The 15506-nt window shown below is 66.0% G+C and carries 16 protein-coding genes; 5 read left to right on the forward strand and 11 right to left on the reverse strand.

Annotated features, from left to right (window positions below):
- Position 1: 1 nt before the first annotated feature.
- From HV793_RS08945 to HV793_RS08960, 4 genes are all read right to left on the reverse strand, one after another.
- Entirely contained in the window at positions 2 to 466 is a 465-nt protein-coding gene (locus HV793_RS08945; protein ID WP_125471131.1) for an HIT family protein, read from the reverse strand.
- Positions 463 to 912, reverse strand: a complete 450-nt coding sequence (locus tag HV793_RS08950; protein WP_175213016.1) for a GNAT family N-acetyltransferase — start codon at positions 910 to 912, stop codon at positions 463 to 465. The genes HV793_RS08945 and HV793_RS08950 overlap by 4 nt, the downstream gene beginning before the upstream one ends.
- Before the next feature lie 23 nt (positions 913 to 935).
- Positions 936 to 2402 (reverse strand): polyphosphate:AMP phosphotransferase, encoded by a 1467-nt coding sequence (pap, locus tag HV793_RS08955; protein ID WP_175213017.1) that lies wholly within the window; start codon positions 2400 to 2402, stop codon positions 936 to 938.
- A gap of 84 nt (positions 2403 to 2486) precedes the next feature.
- A complete protein-coding gene (locus HV793_RS08960) occupies positions 2487 to 3350 on the reverse strand; it encodes an MBL fold metallo-hydrolase (RefSeq protein WP_175213018.1) in 864 nt (287 codons plus the stop codon).
- Positions 3351 to 3473: 123 nt separating this feature from the next.
- On the opposite strand from HV793_RS08960, the gene HV793_RS08965 reads away from it, so the two are divergent.
- Genes HV793_RS08965 through HV793_RS08985 form a run of 5 tightly spaced genes read left to right on the forward strand, consistent with a single transcriptional unit; the run spans position 3474 to position 6756 of the window.
- Positions 3474 to 3818, forward strand: a complete 345-nt coding sequence (locus tag HV793_RS08965) for an ArsR/SmtB family transcription factor (RefSeq protein WP_054456945.1) — start codon at positions 3474 to 3476, stop codon at positions 3816 to 3818.
- Positions 3815 to 4246, forward strand: a complete 432-nt coding sequence (locus tag HV793_RS08970) for a YeeE/YedE family protein (protein WP_054456943.1) — start codon at positions 3815 to 3817, stop codon at positions 4244 to 4246. Before HV793_RS08965 ends, HV793_RS08970 begins: the two co-directional genes overlap by 4 nt.
- A 1-nt stretch (position 4247) precedes the next feature.
- Positions 4248 to 4667 carry a DUF6691 family protein gene (locus tag HV793_RS08975; RefSeq protein ID WP_054456941.1) on the forward strand — a complete coding sequence of 140 codons (420 nt, stop codon included), beginning with the start codon at positions 4248 to 4250 and terminating at the stop codon, positions 4665 to 4667.
- An 18-nt stretch (positions 4668 to 4685) separates the two neighbouring features.
- On the forward strand, positions 4686 to 5921 hold the full coding sequence (locus HV793_RS08980; protein WP_175213019.1) for an NAD(P)/FAD-dependent oxidoreductase: 1236 nt from the start codon (positions 4686 to 4688) through the stop codon (positions 5919 to 5921).
- A 7-nt stretch (positions 5922 to 5928) separates the two neighbouring features.
- On the forward strand, positions 5929 to 6756 hold the full coding sequence (locus HV793_RS08985) for a sulfite exporter TauE/SafE family protein (RefSeq protein ID WP_054456937.1): 828 nt from the start codon (positions 5929 to 5931) through the stop codon (positions 6754 to 6756).
- 18 nt (positions 6757 to 6774) lie between these two features.
- On the opposite strand, the gene HV793_RS08990 is transcribed toward HV793_RS08985, so the two are convergent.
- The 7 genes from HV793_RS08990 to HV793_RS09020 all read right to left on the reverse strand — a co-directional run bounded on the left by HV793_RS08990 (position 6775) and on the right by HV793_RS09020 (position 15354).
- Positions 6775 to 8043 (reverse strand): phenylacetate--CoA ligase family protein, encoded by a 1269-nt coding sequence (locus HV793_RS08990; RefSeq protein WP_175213020.1) that lies wholly within the window; start codon positions 8041 to 8043, stop codon positions 6775 to 6777.
- Positions 8044 to 8071: 28 nt separating this feature from the next.
- On the reverse strand, positions 8072 to 8914 hold the full coding sequence (locus tag HV793_RS08995) for an ABC transporter ATP-binding protein (RefSeq protein ID WP_175162418.1): 843 nt from the start codon (positions 8912 to 8914) through the stop codon (positions 8072 to 8074).
- 60 nt (positions 8915 to 8974) lie between these two features.
- Complete coding sequence (locus tag HV793_RS09000; RefSeq protein ID WP_175162420.1) at positions 8975 to 10315, reverse strand: ABC transporter substrate-binding protein; 1341 nt, start codon at positions 10313 to 10315, stop codon at positions 8975 to 8977.
- Positions 10316 to 10542: 227 nt separating this feature from the next.
- The gene (locus HV793_RS09005; RefSeq protein ID WP_054456932.1) at positions 10543 to 11607 is read right to left on the reverse strand and encodes a branched-chain amino acid ABC transporter permease; all 1065 of its coding nucleotides are present in this window, start codon (positions 11605 to 11607) and stop codon (positions 10543 to 10545) included.
- 26 nt (positions 11608 to 11633) lie between these two features.
- On the reverse strand, positions 11634 to 12563 hold the full coding sequence (locus tag HV793_RS09010) for a branched-chain amino acid ABC transporter permease (protein ID WP_042796065.1): 930 nt from the start codon (positions 12561 to 12563) through the stop codon (positions 11634 to 11636).
- 11 nt (positions 12564 to 12574) lie between these two features.
- Complete coding sequence (locus HV793_RS09015) at positions 12575 to 13372, reverse strand: ABC transporter ATP-binding protein (RefSeq protein ID WP_054456930.1); 798 nt, start codon at positions 13370 to 13372, stop codon at positions 12575 to 12577.
- A gap of 5 nt (positions 13373 to 13377) precedes the next feature.
- On the reverse strand, positions 13378 to 15354 hold the full coding sequence (locus HV793_RS09020) for an AMP-dependent synthetase/ligase (protein WP_175181510.1): 1977 nt from the start codon (positions 15352 to 15354) through the stop codon (positions 13378 to 13380).
- Between the last annotated feature and the right edge of the window lie 152 nt (positions 15355 to 15506).

Genomic DNA, 15506 nt, shown 5'->3' on the forward strand with positions numbered 1-15506 from the left:
CTCAGTGCCAGAGCAGGGCGTTCATGGCCTCGACCAGCCGGTCGCGGTAACGCGGCAGCAGCGCCTGCACGCGCGCCTGACGTTCCTTCCATTCGGCGGATTCCGCGCCGGCGGCGATGCGCGGCGGCGCCCAGATCGGGTCGGGGAAATGGCGGTCGCCGCGCCAGCGCGGGATTACGTGCCAGTGCAGGTGCGGCACCATGTTGCCCAGCGAGGCCAGGTTGATCTTGTCCGGTCCCAGGACCGATTGCTGCGCTTCTTCCACCACATACACGGCCCGCATCAGCAGATCGCGGCCGTGCGTGGACAGGCTGGTCATCTCGGCCAGGTGACCGTTCCAGATTACCCGCGTGAAGCCGGGATAGTCGGCGTCATCGACCTCGATGATGCGCAGGTGCGGGCCGCGCCACAGCAGCGTGCCGCCGTCTTCCTGGCACAGCGGACAGTTGGGGTCGCGTGCGCTCACGGCATCACCTTGCGGTACTGGATGAAGCCCGAGCGGTCGGCGATGCGGTCGTAGAGCTGGATGGCGGTGGCGTTGGTTTCATGCGTCAGCCAGTACACGCGCGAGCAGTTGGCGGCGGCAGCCTGCGCGTACACGTGTTCGATCAGCTTGCGGCCGGCGCCGGTGCCGCGCACGTCCGGATCCACGTACAGGTCTTGCAGATAGCAGTAGTCGCCCGCGGTCCAGGTGGAGCGGTGGAAGATCCAGTGCACCATGCCGATGGCCCGGCCGCTTTCGTACGCCAGCGCCGCATGCATGGGTTCGGCGGGGTCCAGGAAGCGCGCCCAGGTGTTGCGCGTGACCGCGTCGTCGATGTTGACGCGATAGAACTCCTGGTAGCCCTTCCATAGCGGCAGCCAGGCTTCGAAGTCGGCGGCGACGATGGGACGGATTTCTGCGGTACTCATGGCTTGCGGCCTCCAGGCGGGATTCAGAGTTGGTCTTCCATGGCTTCGACGATGTGTCGCAGCACTTGCAATCGAGCGTAGCGCTTGTCGTTGGCCGACACCAGATGCCACGGCGCATGCGCGAGGTCGGTGCGCGCCAGCATTTCGTTGGCGGCATCCGCGTAGTCCTTCCATTTGTCGCGATTGCGCCAGTCGTCGGGTGTGATCTTGAAGTTCTTGAAGGGCGAGTTCTCGCGCTCCTTGAAGCGCTCCAGCTGCACGTCCGGCGTCACCGCCAGCCAGAACTTCAGCACCAGCGCGCCGCTGGCGGCCAACTGCCCCTCGAAGTCGTTGATCTCGGCGTAGGCGCGGCGCCAATTGGCGGGCGCGGTCAGCTTTTCGACGCGCTCGACCAGCACGCGGCCGTACCAGGAGCGGTCGAAGATGGCGATGCGGCCATGGCGCGGCACGTGGCGCCAGAAGCGCCACAGATAGGGCCGGGCCAGCTCTTCGCTGGTGGGGGCGGATATGGGCGTGATGTCGAACTGCCGCGCATCCAGCGCATGCGTGACGCGCCGGATCGCGCCGCCCTTGCCGGCCGCGTCCTGCCCTTCGAACACCAGCACCAGCGAACGCTCCTGGAATTTCTTTGAACGCGCGGCGCGCGCCAGCCGGCCTTGCAGCAGGCCCAGTTCGGATTCGTAGTCGTCCTTGTCGGTCTTGGCGTCGTAGTCCAGTTCGCCCAGGCGGTCGACGACGCGCGTGGTCCTGGCATGCGCCACGAAGGCGGCCGGAATGCGCGGCACGCCGCGCTGGCGCATGGCGGCCAACACGGCTTCGGCGGTGCGCGCGGCGCGCATGTCTTCGTCCGCGCTGGGGATCACGACCCAGGGGGCGTGGCCGCAGTCCGTGCGGTTCAGCACCAACTGGCCGGCGTTGCGGATGCGGTCGTACTTTTTGTAGACCTTCAGGTCTATCGGGCTGACCTGCCAGGAGGTTTCCGGGCTGGCCAGCAGGCGCTCGGCCCGCTCTTTCTGTGCCTTGGCCGACAAATGGAACCAGAGCTTGACGATCTGCACTCCCTCGGCGGCGAGCATGGCCTCGAAGTGGCGGATCGCGGCGGCCTGCGCCTCGATGCTGTTCTGGTCGGGCTTCTTGCGCGTGGCCTCATACAGCAGCGATGCGTACCAGGAGCCGAACACGATGCCGGTGCTGCCCTTGGGCGGCAGGTCGTTCCAGTAGCGCCAGAACGGCGGACGCTCCAGCGCGGCGCCTTCGCGCGGGCCGTAGGCCAGCGTCTTGATGTGGCGCGGATCCATCCATTCGTTCAGCAGGTTGACGGTGGCGCCCTTGCCGGCGCCGTCTATGCCCGCGATGACCACCAGCAGCGTCTTGTCCGCTTTCTGCAGGCGCTGGTACTGCGCGTTCAGCAGCGCGACGCGCAGCTTCGCCTCCAATGGCTTGAACTCTTCCTTGGACAGGCTGGGGTCGGCTTCGGCTTCTGCAAACATGGGGGATCCGTCTGATCGGCAATTCTGCGATCGGACGATCTTGCGGGATAAGCCCCGGGCGCGCAAGCCCGGCGCGCGGCTCGGTCAGAGCGCGTCGACGGGGATCTTCAGGTAGCGCACGCCGTTGTCCTCGGGCGGCGGGAAATGGCCGGCGCGGATGTTCACCTGGATGGCGGGCAGGATCAGGGTGGGCATGGAGAGCGTAGCGTCGCGCCGCGTGCGCATGGCCACGAAGTCCTCTTCGGCGACGCCGTCGCGCACGTGGATGTTGGCGCGGCGCTGTTCGGCTACCGTGGTCTGCCAGGAGGCGTCGCGCCCGGCCGGCGGGTAGTCGTGGCACATGTACAGCCGCGTCTCGGCGGGCAGGCCCAGCAGGCGCTGGATGGAACGGTACAGCTGATGGGCGTCGCCGCCGGGGAAGTCACAGCGCGCCGTGCCCACGTCCGGCATGAACAGCGTGTCGCCGACGAAGGCCGCGTCCCCGATCAGGTAGGCCATGTCAGCCGGCGTGTGGCCAGGCACGTGGATGGCCTGCGCCGTCAGCGCGCCGATGCGGAAGGTTTCGCCGTCCTTGAACAGATGGCCGAATTGCGAGCCGTCCAGCTGGAACTCCGGCTCCAGGTTGAAGATCTTTTTGAACACGCCCTGCACGGTCTGGATGCTTTGGCCGATGGCAATGACGCCGCCAAGCTGTCGCTGCAAGTAGGGCGCGGCCGACAGATGGTCGGCATGGGCATGGGTTTCCAGCAGCCATTCGGCCTTCAGGCCATGCTGGCGTACGTAATCCGCCACCCGGTCGGCGCTGGCGGTGCTGCTGCGGCCGGACTTGGGGTCGTAGTCCAGCACCGAGTCGATGATGGCGCAGGCGCCGCCCGGCGCGGGCTCATGCACGACGTAGGTGACGGTGGCGGTGACGGGATCGAAAAAGGCCTGGATCTGGGGAGACATGGACGCTCGCATCGCAGCGAGTCGCTGCACGATGAAACACTATATATATTTCAATAATATTGTTGGATATTATATTGGTCAATATAATGATCAAACTCCATCTAGCCGATTGATACGCATCAAATGAATGACGCCCTGACCGAGTGCGAGGTCGCCGCCTTGCGCGAATCCGCCTCCCAGGCCTGCGCGCTCCTCAAGGCGCTGGCCAACGAAGACCGCCTGCTGCTGCTGTGCCAGCTGGTCCAGAACGAACGCAATGTGAGCGAACTCGAATCGCTCACCGGCATCCGCCAGCCCACCTTGTCCCAGCAACTGGGCGTGCTGCGCGACGAAGGCCTGGTCGCGACCCGGCGCGAGGGCAAGTACGTCTACTACCAGATGGCCAGTTTCGAGGTCAGCCAGGTGATGAAGACGCTTTCCAGTTTGTACTGCGGCCGGACCATGGAGTCACTGGAGTCGCTCAAATGAACATGGACTGGTCCGCCTTCACGCCTTGGTCCGCTGGCGCGGGCGGCCTGCTCATCGGCGCCGCAGCCGTGCTGCTGATGGCCGGGGCGGGGCGGATCGCGGGCATCAGCGGCATCCTGGGCGGCCTGCTGCCGCCCGAGCGCGGCGGCATGTGGCGGCTGGCCTTTCTGTTGGGCGTGTTCGCTGCGCCCTGGCTGTATCGCCTGGGCAGCGCCTTGCCGCCCATCGTGGTCGAAGCCGGCACGACGCGCCTGATCGTGGCGGGTCTGCTGGTGGGGATCGGCACCCGCTATGCCTCGGGTTGCACCAGCGGCCACGGCGTCTGCGGCGTGTCGCGCGGATCGCGCCGGTCGCTCACCGCCACCGCCTTGTTCATGGCCGCGGGTTTTGCCGTGGTCTACGTCACCCGCCATCTGGGGGGACTTTGACATGGTGGCATTGATCGCATTCGGGTCGGGCCTGGTGTTCGGGCTGGGCCTCATCATTTCCGGCATGGCCAATCCGGCCAAGGTGCTGGGCTTTCTGGACCTGGCCGGCGCCTGGGATCCGTCACTGGCCTTCGTGATGGGTGGCGCCGTGCTGGTCACGGCGGCGGGCTTCGCGCTCTTGCGGCGGCGTCGTGCCAGCTTGTCGGGCGAGCCGCTGCGCTGGCCCACGGCTACGCGCGTGGACGTGCGACTGGCCGTGGGCAGCCTGGCGTTCGGCGCGGGCTGGGGCCTGGCGGGCTTCTGCCCAGGACCCGCGCTGGTGGCCGCATCCGCCGGCGTGTCCGAAGCGCTGATCTTCGTGGCCGCCATGGTTGCCGGCATGGCGATATTTTCAGTCCTGGAAAAATTCAAAAGCCGGTAAACCGGCGAGGAGACAAGCATGCCGACAGCAGAGGCGCAGCGCAATTTCGATGTGGTGGTGGTGGGCGGCGGATCGGCGGGCATAGGCGTCACCGCCAGTCTGCTGCGTCGCCGCCCGGACCTGCGCATCGGCGTCATCGAACCCAGCGACAAGCACTACTACCAGCCGGCCTGGACGCTGGTGGGCGGCGGCGCTTTCGACATCGCCAAGACCGTGCGCCCGACCCGCGACGTCATGCCCAGGCGCGCCACCTGGCTGCAGGCGGCAGCGGCGGGCTTCGAACCCGAGGCCAACCGCGTGCTGCTGTCCGACGGCCGGGCGGTGAGCTACCAGCAACTGATCGTCTGCCCCGGCCTGCGCCTGGCGTGGGACAAGGTCGAGGGCCTGGCCGACACGCTGGGCAAGAACGGCGTCAGCTCCAACTACCGCTATGACCTGGCGCCCTATACCTGGGAACTGGTGCGCGGGTTGAAGGGCGGGCGGGCGCTGTTCACGCAGCCGGCCATGCCCATCAAATGCGCCGGCGCGCCGCAAAAGGCCATGTACCTGGCCTGCGACCACTGGAAGCGCACCGGCGTGCTGGACCGCATCGACGTGGAGTTCGACCTGGCGGGCGCGGCGCTGTTCGGCGTGCCGACGTTCGTTCCGCCGCTGATGCGCTATGTCGAAAGCTATGGCATCGCGCTGGCCTTCAACTCGGCGCTGGTGGCGGTGGACGGCGCGGCGCGCAAGGCCTGGTTCGATCTCAAGAACGCCGACGGCGCGGTGACGCGCGTGGAGAAATCCTTCGACATGCTGCATGCGGTGCCGCCGCAGGTGCCGCATGACTTCCTGAAGAACAGCCCGCTGGCGGACGCCGCCGGCTGGTGCGAAGTGGACCCGTCCACGCTGTTGCACGTGCGCCATGGCAACGTGTTCGGGCTGGGCGACGGCATCTGCACCAGCAACGCCAAGACCGCCGCGGCTGCGCGCAAACAGATCGTCACGGTGGCGGAAAATCTGCTGGCGCTGCGCGAAGGCCATGCCATGCCCGTCAAGTACGACGGCTATGGCTCCTGCCCGCTGACGGTGGAGCGCGGACGCATCGTGCTGGCCGAGTTCGGCTACGGCGGCAAACTCCTGCCCACCTTCCCGCTGGACCCGACCGTGCCGCGCAAGAGCGCCTGGTTCCTCAAGGCGACGCTGCTGCCCTGGATCTACTGGAACGGCATGCTAAAGGGCCGCGAATGGCTGGCCCGCCCGTTGGGCAACTGAGCGTCTCATGATCGATACGGTATTGGCCGTCAGTGCGGCGCTGGGGGCGTGCGTCGGCCTGATACTCGGGCTGACCGGCGCGGGCGGGGCCATCATGGCGGTGCCTCTGCTGGTCTTCGGCCTGCATTTGCAGGTGTCGCAGGCCGCGCCCATCGCCTTGCTGGCGGTGGGGTTGTCGGCCGCGTTGGGCGCGGTGCTGGGCTTGCGCAAAGGGCAGGTGCGCTATCGCGCAGCGGGCTTCATGGCGGCCACCGGCATCCTGGTGTCGCCGTTGGGCTTGTGGGCGGCGCGGCGTCTGCCCAATGCGCCGTTGGCCATCATCTTTGCCGGCGTGCTGGGCATGGTGGCCTGGCGCATGTGGAACCAGGGCAACAAGCCCGCGGCGGCGCAGGCCGCGCCGCGCACGCCGCCCTGCCAGCTCAATGCCAGCACTGGCCGGCTGCGCTGGACCGCGCCCTGCGCGCGCGCCTTGACGGGGGCGGGGTTGATCGCCGGTTTCCTCTCCGGCCTCCTGGGCGTGGGGGGCGGCTTCGTCATCGTGCCCGCGCTGCGGCGCGCCACGGACCTCAGCATGCAGGCCATCGTCGGCACCTCGCTGGCAGTGATCGCGTTGGTGTCGGCCAGCGGCGTCGTGGCCGCGGCGGCGGGCGGGCATCTGGACTGGCGCATCGCCGCGCCTTTTACCGCGGCGGCGGTGCTGGGCATGCTGGGAGGGCGCAAGGTGGCCGACCGGTTTCCCCCGCGCCGTCTGCAGCAGAGTTTCGCGCTATTCGCGGGCCTGGTGGCCGTGGCGATGCTGATGAAGGGTGTGCTGGCGCTGCTCGCGGCCGCATGAGGCCGCGAGCCGTCGCGCTTACTCGTAGGTGCGGATATCGTCGATGACCTTGCCATCGTTGGGCAGGCCATCCGCATCCACCCACTCCACGTCGCTGCGCAGCTTGGTCACGTCGCGCACCGATTCGGCGATGCGCTTGCCGAGCTCTTCGCTGCGCACCCGCGATTCCACTTTGAGCACCATGCGGTCGGAACCCGTGCTGCCGCTGATCACCAGCCGCGCGCGCAGGATCTCGGGATGGCGGCGCGCCACGTCGGCTACCTGCGACGGATGGACGAACATGCCGCGCACCTTGGTGGTCTGGTCCGCACGGCCCATCCAGCCTTTGATGCGGGTGTTGGTGCGCCCGCAGGGAGAGATGCCGGGCATGACGGCGGACAGGTCGCCGGTGCCGAAGCGCACCAGCGGATAGTCCGGGTTCAAGGTGGTGACCACGACCTCGCCGACTTCGCCGTCGGGCACGGGTTCGCCGGTGCCGGGGCGCACGATCTCGACGATGATGTCCTCGCCCAGCACCAGGCCTTCACGCGCCGGCGTTTCAAACGCGACCATACCCAGGTCGGCGCTGCCGTAGGCCTGGTAGCCGTCGATACCGCGCGCGGCCAGCCAGTCGCGCAGGGATGGGGGGAATGCTTCGCCGGACACCAGCGCGCGGCGCAGCGAATCCAGCTTCACACCCAGTTCGTCGGCCTTTTCAAGAATGATCTTGAGGAAGCTGGGCGTGCCGGTATAGCCGGTGGGCGCCAGATCCTGGATCGCGCGCACCTGCTGTTCCGTCTGGCCGGTGCCGCCGGGAAACACGGTGCAGCCCACGGCATGCGCCGCGGTTTCCATCATGGAGCCCGCGGGTGTGAAGTGATAGGAAAAGCAGTTGTAGGCCAGCTCGCCGGCGCGAAATCCGGCCGCGTGCAGGGCGCGGGCAAAGCGCCAATAATCGCTGCGCGCGCTCTCCGGCTCATAGATGGGGCCGGGAGACGCGAACACCCGCATCGCCTCGCCCCAACCGATGGCGGAGAAGCCGCCGAAGGCTTTCTGCGGTCCGGCAGGCGCGGCCGCGTCGGCGCGGCTGTGCTGCTGGCGTTCCAGCAGTTCGTGCTTGCGCAGCACCGGCAGGGTCGCCAGCGCCGCGCGCGACGTGATGGTGGCGGGGTCGATGCCGCGCAGCTGCTCGGCGATGGCGGGCGCACGCGCAATGGCCCGCGCGATCGCGCCGGGCAGGGCGGCCATCAGCTCGCGCTCGCGTTGCTCGGGCGCTCTGGTTTCGAGAATATCGAAAAACTGGGACATGGGATCACACCCTCTCGTATGCCAGGAATCACGCCAGCCAGCGCTTGCGCCGGCGGTAGAACTTGTTGTCGCGGAAACTCTTGCGTTCGCCGCTGGAGATGCCCAGATAGAACTCTTTCACGTCCTCGTTCTGGGCCAGGTCGGCCGCCGCGCCATCCATCATCACGCGGCCGTTTTCCAGGATGTAGCCGTAGTCGGCGTAGCGCAGCGCAATGTTGGTGTTCTGCTCGGCCAAGAGGAAGCTGACGCGCTCGCGCTGGTTCAGGTCGCGCACGATCTCGAAGATCTCCTCGACGATCTGCGGCGCCAGCCCCATGGAGGGCTCGTCCAGCAAGATCATGTTCGGGTTGGCCATCAGCGCGCGGCCGATGGCAGTCATCTGCTGTTCGCCGCCCGAGGTGTAGCCGGACTGGCTGGCGCGGCGCTGCTTCAGGCGGGGGAAATACTGGTAGACGCGGTCCAGCGCCGCCGCGGTATCGGCGCGGCTCATGCTGCGCGTGTAGGCGCCGGTCAGCAGGTTTTCCTCGATGGTCAGGTGGGCAAAGCAATGCCGGCCTTCCATCACCTGCACCACTCCGCGCTTGACCAATTCCGCCGGCGACAGCTTTTCGATGCGCTGGTTGCGGTACTGGATATGGCCCTTGGTGACGTCGCCGCGCTCGCCCTTGAGCAGGTTCGAAATGGCGCGCAAGGTGGTGGTCTTGCCCGCGCCGTTAGCGCCCAGCAAGGCCACGATCTTGCCTTCCGGCACTTGCAGGGAAACGCCCTTGAGCACCAGGATCACGTGGTTGTAGATCACCTCGATGCCGTTCACGTCGAGCAGCACCTTGGGGGTGTCTGCGGGTACTGCGGAAGTCGTTGCAGCGGTCATGGCTGTTCCTGCGGCTTGGTGGCCGCCGGCCCCTTATGCGGGACCGGCGGCCGGTTCACATCAGTTCTCGCAAGTGCGGGGCGTGATGTTCTTTTCTTTCGCGTATTTCGCTGCGCTTTCCTTAACCATCGGATCCAGGATGGTCTTGTCGGCCTGATACCAGTCGGAGACCACCTTGAACTTCGCGCCGTCCCACTGCACGATGCGGGCCCAGTCGTCGCCCTTGTGGTTGCTGCACGAGGTCTTGACCGGACGCATGATCTGGCCGAAGCCCAGCTTGTCCAGCTTTTCCTGCGTCAGGTTCAGGTTCTCGAAGCCCCAGCGGACCTGCTCTGGCGTCAGCGCCTTGCCCTTGCCGAACTTCTCCTGCGCGGTGCGGATCGCTTCCACCTGCAGCATCGAGATCATCATGCCGCGGGTGTGGGCGATGGTGCCCAGCGTGGTCTTGCCGGTCTTGTCCGAACCCTGGCCCTTGTCGTAGACGAATTTCTTCAGGTCGTCGTAGACCTTGTCGTGCTCGGCGCCGCTGTTGTGGATGGTGATGGCGTTGTAGCCCTTGGCGACATCGCCCAGGTCCTTCACGTCGCCTTCAGAGCCGGCCCACCAGATGGCGTACATCTTGTCGCGCGGATAGCCGCTGGCCTGGGCTTCGCGGATGGCGGTCGGCGTCATGATGCCGGCGCTCCACAGCAGCACGTAGTTGGGGCGCGCCTGGCGGATCTGCAGCCAGGTGGACTTCTGTTCCACGCCGGGAGCGGTCACGGGATAGAGCACCAGCTCGAAGCCTTCCTTGGCCGCGCGCTTCTGCAGCAGGGGGATCGGCTCCTTGCCATACGGCGAGTCGTGGTAGACCAGGGCGATCTTCTTGCCCTTGAGCTTGTCCATGCCGCCTTCTTTCTTGGCGATGTCCTGGATCATCACGTCGGCCGCGGTCCAGTAGGTGCCCAGCAGCGGGAAGTTCCACTCGAACACGCTGCCATCGACCGACTGCGACAGGCCGTAGCCCATCGTTTCGACCGGGACCTTGTCGACCATGGCCTTGTCGCTGACGGCGAAGGTGATGCCGGTGGACTGGGTGTCGAAGCCCGATGCGCCGGTGCCCTTGCCCTTCAGGCGCTCGTAGCATTCCACGCCGCGGTCGGTGGCATAGGCGGTTTCGCATTCCTCGTACGTGATCTTGACGCCGTTGACGCCGCCATCGCGTTCGTTGACCAGCTTCAGATAGTCCAGCTTGCCGTCGGCCCAGGGAATGCCCAGGGGCGCGAAGGACCCGGTGCGATACACCAGCAACGGAACGAACTGCTCTTCCGCCGCCATTGCCGGCGTGGCCACGGCGCCTGCGGCGCCGGCTGCGGCCATCAAAGCTGCCGCCAACTTCAGGTTAAGACGCTTCATCTCCATTTACCTCCTGCGTGGTGTTTGGGTCAGTAAACCCTGGGACACCGGGATTGGCCCGGTCTTGAGCCGGGTATTCAGGATGCCGGTTGCAGCGCTCATGCCGCTACTGCCGACGGTGATCAAAACTTAGGCCACTCCATCCGGGCCGCGGCGGATCCGGCTTTGCCGGTCCCCAGCGGCGCCCCCTTGAGGGGGAAGCGCCGAAGGCGCTTCGGGGGTGGGTCTTATCCTTAATGCGGGAAGGGCCAGATGCGCAACTTCTCCTTGCCGATGCTCCACAGCCTGGCCAGCCCGTGCGGTTCGGCGATCAGGAAGAACACGATCAGCGCGCCGAACACCATGTGTTCGATGTGCGCGGCCGTGTCCACCGACAGCGGGATGCCCAGCGCATGCGGGATGTTGGACAGCGCCACCGGCACCAGCACGATGAAGGCCGCGCCGAAGAAGCTGCCGATGATCGAACCCAGCCCGCCGATGATGACCATGAACAGCAGCTGGAACGAACGCGTCAGGTCGAACGCCAGCGGTTCCCAGGACCCCAGGTGGATGTAGCCCCACAAGGCCCCGGCCACGCCGACGATGAACGAGCTGACCGCGAAGGCCGTGAGCTTGGCGTACATCGGGCGGATGCCGATGACGGAGGCCGCCACGTCCATGTCGCGGATCGCCATCCACTGCCGGCCGATGGCGCCGCGTACCAGGTTCTTGGCAAGCAGGCTGAAGATGACGACCAGGATCAGCACGAACAGGTACTTCTCCAGCGCGCTCTGCACCGGCAGGCCGAAGGCGGTCAGCGGCGGCACCGAGACGTTGCCGGACGACGAGTAGTTGGTGAAGAAGGGGATGCGCAGGAACGCCCAGTCCACGAAGAATTGCGCGGCCAGCGTCGCCACCGCCAGGTACAGGCCGCGGATGCGCAGGCTGGGTATGCCGAAGATCACGCCCACGATGGTGGCGAAGAAGCCGCCCAGCAGGATCTGGATGACCAGCGGCATGCCGGGAAAGCGCACGCCGAAGTTCCAGGCTGCATAGGCGCCCACCGCCATGAAGGCGCCCGTGCCCAGCGAGATCTGGCCGCAATAGCCCACCAGGATGTTCAGGCCCACGGCGGCCAGCGCCAGGATCAGGAACGGGATCAGGATGGCGCGCAGCAGGTAGTCGCTGGCCATGGCCGGGATGGCGATGAACGCCACCGCCAGCAGCAGCCAGATGAAGATGCGGTCCTGGCGGATCGGAAAGATCTGCTGGTCAGCGCGATAGCTGGTCTTGAATTGGCCGTTTTCGCGATAGAACATGTTTTTATCCTAGAGGGCCTGTGGGCTCAGACACGGTCGATGATCTTCTCGCCGAACAGCCCTTGCGGACGGAACAGCAGGAACACCAGCGCCAGCACATAGGCGAACCAGATTTCGATACCGCCGCCTACCAGCGACCCCAGATAGACCTCGGACAGCTTTTCGCCCACGCCGATGATCAGGCCGCCCAGGATGGCGCCCGGCACCGAAGTCAGGCCGCCCAGGATCACCACCGGCAGCGCCCGCAGCGCCGCGGTGGACAGCGTGAACTGCACGCCGAATTTCGAGCCCCAGATGATCCCGGCCACCAGCGCCACCAGCCCCGCCACGCTCCAGACGATCACCCAGATGCGGTTCAGCGGAATGCCGATGGACTGCGCGGCCTGGTGGTCGTCGGCCACCGCGCGCAGGGCGCGGCCGGTCGAGGTGTACTGGAAGAACAGGGCCAGCGCGGCCACCAGCAGGGCGGCGATCACCGCTGCCGTCAGGTCTTCCAGGTTGATCAGCAGCCCTCCCTCGAAGACCGAGTCCAGGATCATCAGGGGATCCTTGGGCATGCCGACGTTGATGGAGTACACCGAGCTGCCGAAGGTGATCTGGCCCAGGCCGTCCAGGAAGTAGCTGATGCCCAGCGTGGCCATCAGCAAGGTGGTGGCCTCCTGGTTGACCAGGTGGCGCAGCACGAAGCGTTCGATGGCGACCGCCAGCAGGAACATCACGATGGCGCTGACGATGAAGGCCAGCACATTGGCCAGGATCATGTTGTCAAAGCCGAACCAGCGCGGCAGCCACTCCGAGAAGCGGGCCATGGACAGCGCGGCGACCAGCACCATTGCGCCCTGCGCGAAGTTGAAGACGCCGGATGCCTTGAAGATCAGCACGAAGCCCAGGCCGATCAGCGCGTACAGCATGCCGCTCATCAGGCCGCCGAGTAAGGTCTCTAGAAAAAATCCCATGTCTGTCCGCCTTAGTGCGATACGCCGAGGTAAGCTCGGATCACGTCTTCGTTGGCACGGACCTCGTCCGGCTTGCCGTCGCCGATCTTCTTGCCGTAGTCCAGCACCACGACGCGGTCCGAGATGTCCATGACCACGCCCATGTCGTGCTCGATCAGCACGATGGTGGTGCCGAACTCGTCGTTCACATCCAGGATGAAGCGGCTCATGTCCTGCTTCTCTTCGATGTTCATGCCGGCCATGGGTTCGTCCAACAGCAGCAGGCGCGGCTCCATCGCCAGCGCGCGGCCCAGGTCCACGCGCTTTTGCAGGCCGTAGGGCAGGCGGCCCACGGGCGTCTTGCGGTAGGCCTGAATTTCCAGGAAGTCGACAATGTTCTCGACGAACTCGCGGTGCTTGATTTCTTCGCGCTCGGCCGGGCCCAGGCGGAAGGCCTGGGCCAGCAGTCCGCACTTCATGCGCAGGTTGCGGCCGGTCATGATGTTGTCCAGCACGCTCATGCCCTTGAACAGGGCCAGGTTCTGGAACGTGCGCGCGATGCCCATTTCAGCGGCGCGGCGCGGATTCATGCGCGAGAAGCGCTCGCCGCGGAATTCGATGCCGCCTTGCTGCGGTGTGTAGACGCCGTTGATGACGTTGAGCATCGAGCTCTTGCCGGCGCCGTTGGGGCCGATGATGGCGCGGATCTCGTGTTCGCGCACGTTGAACGAAATGTCCGTCAGCGCTTTCACGCCGCCGAAGGACAGCGAGATGTTCTGCATGTCCAGCATGACGTCGCCAATACGCTGGTCGCGGTCGTTGTTGCTCATGATCTCTACGCGGCCTTGGCGGTGATGGCGGGGAAGGTCTTGACCGGGCGGATCTTCAGGTCCGCCGAGATCTTGCCGGTGCGTCCGTCTTCGAATTTCACTTCGGTCTCGATGAACTGCGATTGCTTGCCGCCAAAGAGCGCGTCAATCAGCACGCCATACTTCTGCGCGATGAAGGCGCGGCGCACCTTGCGCGTGCGGGTCAGTTCGTCGTCGTCCGGATCCAGTTCCTTGTGCAGGATGAGGAAACGGCTGATCTGCGAGGCCGACAGCTTGGGATCGGTGGCCAGGTCGGCGTTGACCTGCTCCACGCATTCGGCGATCAGCTGGTAGACCTCGTCCTTGGAAGCCAGGTCGGTGTAGCCGGCATAGGGCATGCCGCGGCGCTCGGCCCAGTTGCCCACGGCTTCCAGGTCGATGTTGATGAAGGCGCACACGTCGTCGCGGTTGGCGCCGAAGGCGACCGCTTCCTTGATGTGCTGGAAGAACTTGAGCTTGTTCTCGATGTACTTGGGCGCGAACAGGGCGCCATTGGCAAGCTTGCCCACGTCCTTGGCGCGGTCGATGATCTTCAGCTGGCCGTCGGTGTCCAGATAGCCCGCGTCGCCCGTATGGAACCAGCCGTCGGCGCTGCGCGCTTCGGCGGTGGCTTCGGGGTTGCGGTAGTACTCCTTGAAGAGCCCGGGGCTCTTGACCAGGATCTCGCCGTTGTCGGCCACGCGGATCTCCACGCCCTCGACGGGCGGGCCTACCGTGTCGTCGCGCACCTGGCCGTCGGGCTGCACGCAGACGAAGACCGAGGTTTCGGTGGAGCCGTAGAGCTGCTTGAGGTTGATGCCGATGGAGCGGTAGAACACGAACAGGTCGGGGCCGATGGCCTCGCCCGCGGTGTAGGCCACGCGCACGCGGCTCATGCCCAGCGCATTGCGCAGCGGACCGTAGATCATCATGTTGCCCAGCGCGTAGCGCAGGCGGTCCCAGGCGCCGACCTGCTCGCCGTCCAGGATCCTGGCGCCCACGCGGCGGGCGAGCTTCATGCAGGCCGCGAACAGCTTGCGCTTGATCAGCCCCGCGTCTTCCATGCGGATCATCACATGCGTCAGCAGGCCTTCCAGCACGCGCGGCGGCGCGAAGTAATAGGTGGGGCCGATGTCGCGCATGTCGATTGACACGGTGTCGGGCGATTCAGGATGGTTCACGGTAAAGCCCGTGACCAGCAGTTGCGTGTACGAGAACATGTTCTGGCCGATCCAGGCGGGCGGCAGATAGGCCAGCACGTCTTCCTGGTCGGTCAGCTTTTCCATATCGGACACGGCGCGCGCACGGTCGATCAGCGCATGGTGCGTGAGCACCACGCCCTTGGGCTTGCCCGTGGTGCCGGAGGTATAGAACATGGCGGCCGGGTCATGCGGCTGCACGGCGGCGACGGCCTGCTCGAAGAAGCCGGGATGCTGCTTGGCGTATTCGCGGCCCAGCTCTTCCAGCTGTTCATACGAGCGCAGCATCGGGTCGGTGTAATGCCGCAGGCCGCGCGGATCGTCGTACACCACATGCTTGAGCGCGGGGCATTGCTCGTGGACTTCGAGCATCTTGTCGACCTGTTCCTGGTCTTCGACGATGGCCACGCTGATCTCGGCGTCCTGCAGCACGTAGACCATTTCCTGCGCCACGGCATCCTGGTAGAGCGGCACCGGTATCGCGCCCAGCGACTGCGCAGCCATCATGGCCATGTACAGGCGCGGACGGTTTTCACCGATCACGGCCACGTGCATGCCGGGTTTGATGCCCAATGCAGCCAAGCCATGCGCAACGTGCCGGACATGCTCCGCCACGTCGGACCACGTTAGGGTTTGCCAGATCCCCAGATCCTTTTCGCGTATGGCGGGCCGCGACCCGCGAACGCTGGCATGCGTGAACAGCAGCGCCGGAAAGGTATCCAGCGCCGCCGGCATCTGTGCAGATGCGGGCGGTGTATGTGCCACGATGTCTCCTCCGGTTTGGGCGCATCGGGCCGGGAGTCCGCGAGAGCGGTGGCGGCGATGAGGCGCTTGACCAGTTGGTTTTAGATTTACGGCAGGAGTTAAGGTATAAGGTTGGGTTGCTACCAACTGTCACCATCGCGACATTCAAGGAA

Origin of the sequence: Achromobacter aegrifaciens, assembly GCF_902859965.1 — a bacterium.
GTDB classification, from domain to species: Bacteria; Pseudomonadota; Gammaproteobacteria; order Burkholderiales; family Burkholderiaceae_B; genus Achromobacter; species Achromobacter aegrifaciens.

What these genes read in the sequence shown, in the direction of transcription:
- HV793_RS08975 (WP_054456941.1), top strand. Translation starts at nt 4,248, where the DNA reads ATGGTGGCATTGATCGCATTCGGGTCGGGCCTGGTGTTCGGGCTGGGC.
- HV793_RS09005 (WP_054456932.1), bottom strand. Translation starts at nt 11,607, where the DNA reads ATGTTCTATCGCGAAAACGGCCAATTCAAGACCAGCTATCGCGCTGAC.
- HV793_RS08970 (WP_054456943.1), top strand. Translation starts at nt 3,815, where the DNA reads ATGAACATGGACTGGTCCGCCTTCACGCCTTGGTCCGCTGGCGCGGGC.
- HV793_RS08965 (WP_054456945.1), top strand. Translation starts at nt 3,474, where the DNA reads ATGAATGACGCCCTGACCGAGTGCGAGGTCGCCGCCTTGCGCGAATCC.
- HV793_RS09010 (WP_042796065.1), bottom strand. Translation starts at nt 12,563, where the DNA reads ATGGGATTTTTTCTAGAGACCTTACTCGGCGGCCTGATGAGCGGCATG.
- HV793_RS08960 (WP_175213018.1), bottom strand. Translation starts at nt 3,350, where the DNA reads ATGTCTCCCCAGATCCAGGCCTTTTTCGATCCCGTCACCGCCACCGTC.
- HV793_RS09000 (WP_175162420.1), bottom strand. Translation starts at nt 10,315, where the DNA reads ATGGAGATGAAGCGTCTTAACCTGAAGTTGGCGGCAGCTTTGATGGCC.
- HV793_RS08985 (WP_054456937.1), top strand. Translation starts at nt 5,929, where the DNA reads ATGATCGATACGGTATTGGCCGTCAGTGCGGCGCTGGGGGCGTGCGTC.
- HV793_RS08950 (WP_175213016.1), bottom strand. Translation starts at nt 912, where the DNA reads ATGAGTACCGCAGAAATCCGTCCCATCGTCGCCGCCGACTTCGAAGCC.
- HV793_RS09015 (WP_054456930.1), bottom strand. Translation starts at nt 13,372, where the DNA reads ATGAGCAACAACGACCGCGACCAGCGTATTGGCGACGTCATGCTGGAC.
- pap (WP_175213017.1), bottom strand. Translation starts at nt 2,402, where the DNA reads ATGTTTGCAGAAGCCGAAGCCGACCCCAGCCTGTCCAAGGAAGAGTTC.
- HV793_RS08995 (WP_175162418.1), bottom strand. Translation starts at nt 8,914, where the DNA reads ATGACCGCTGCAACGACTTCCGCAGTACCCGCAGACACCCCCAAGGTG.
- HV793_RS08990 (WP_175213020.1), bottom strand. Translation starts at nt 8,043, where the DNA reads ATGTCCCAGTTTTTCGATATTCTCGAAACCAGAGCGCCCGAGCAACGC.
- HV793_RS08980 (WP_175213019.1), top strand. Translation starts at nt 4,686, where the DNA reads ATGCCGACAGCAGAGGCGCAGCGCAATTTCGATGTGGTGGTGGTGGGC.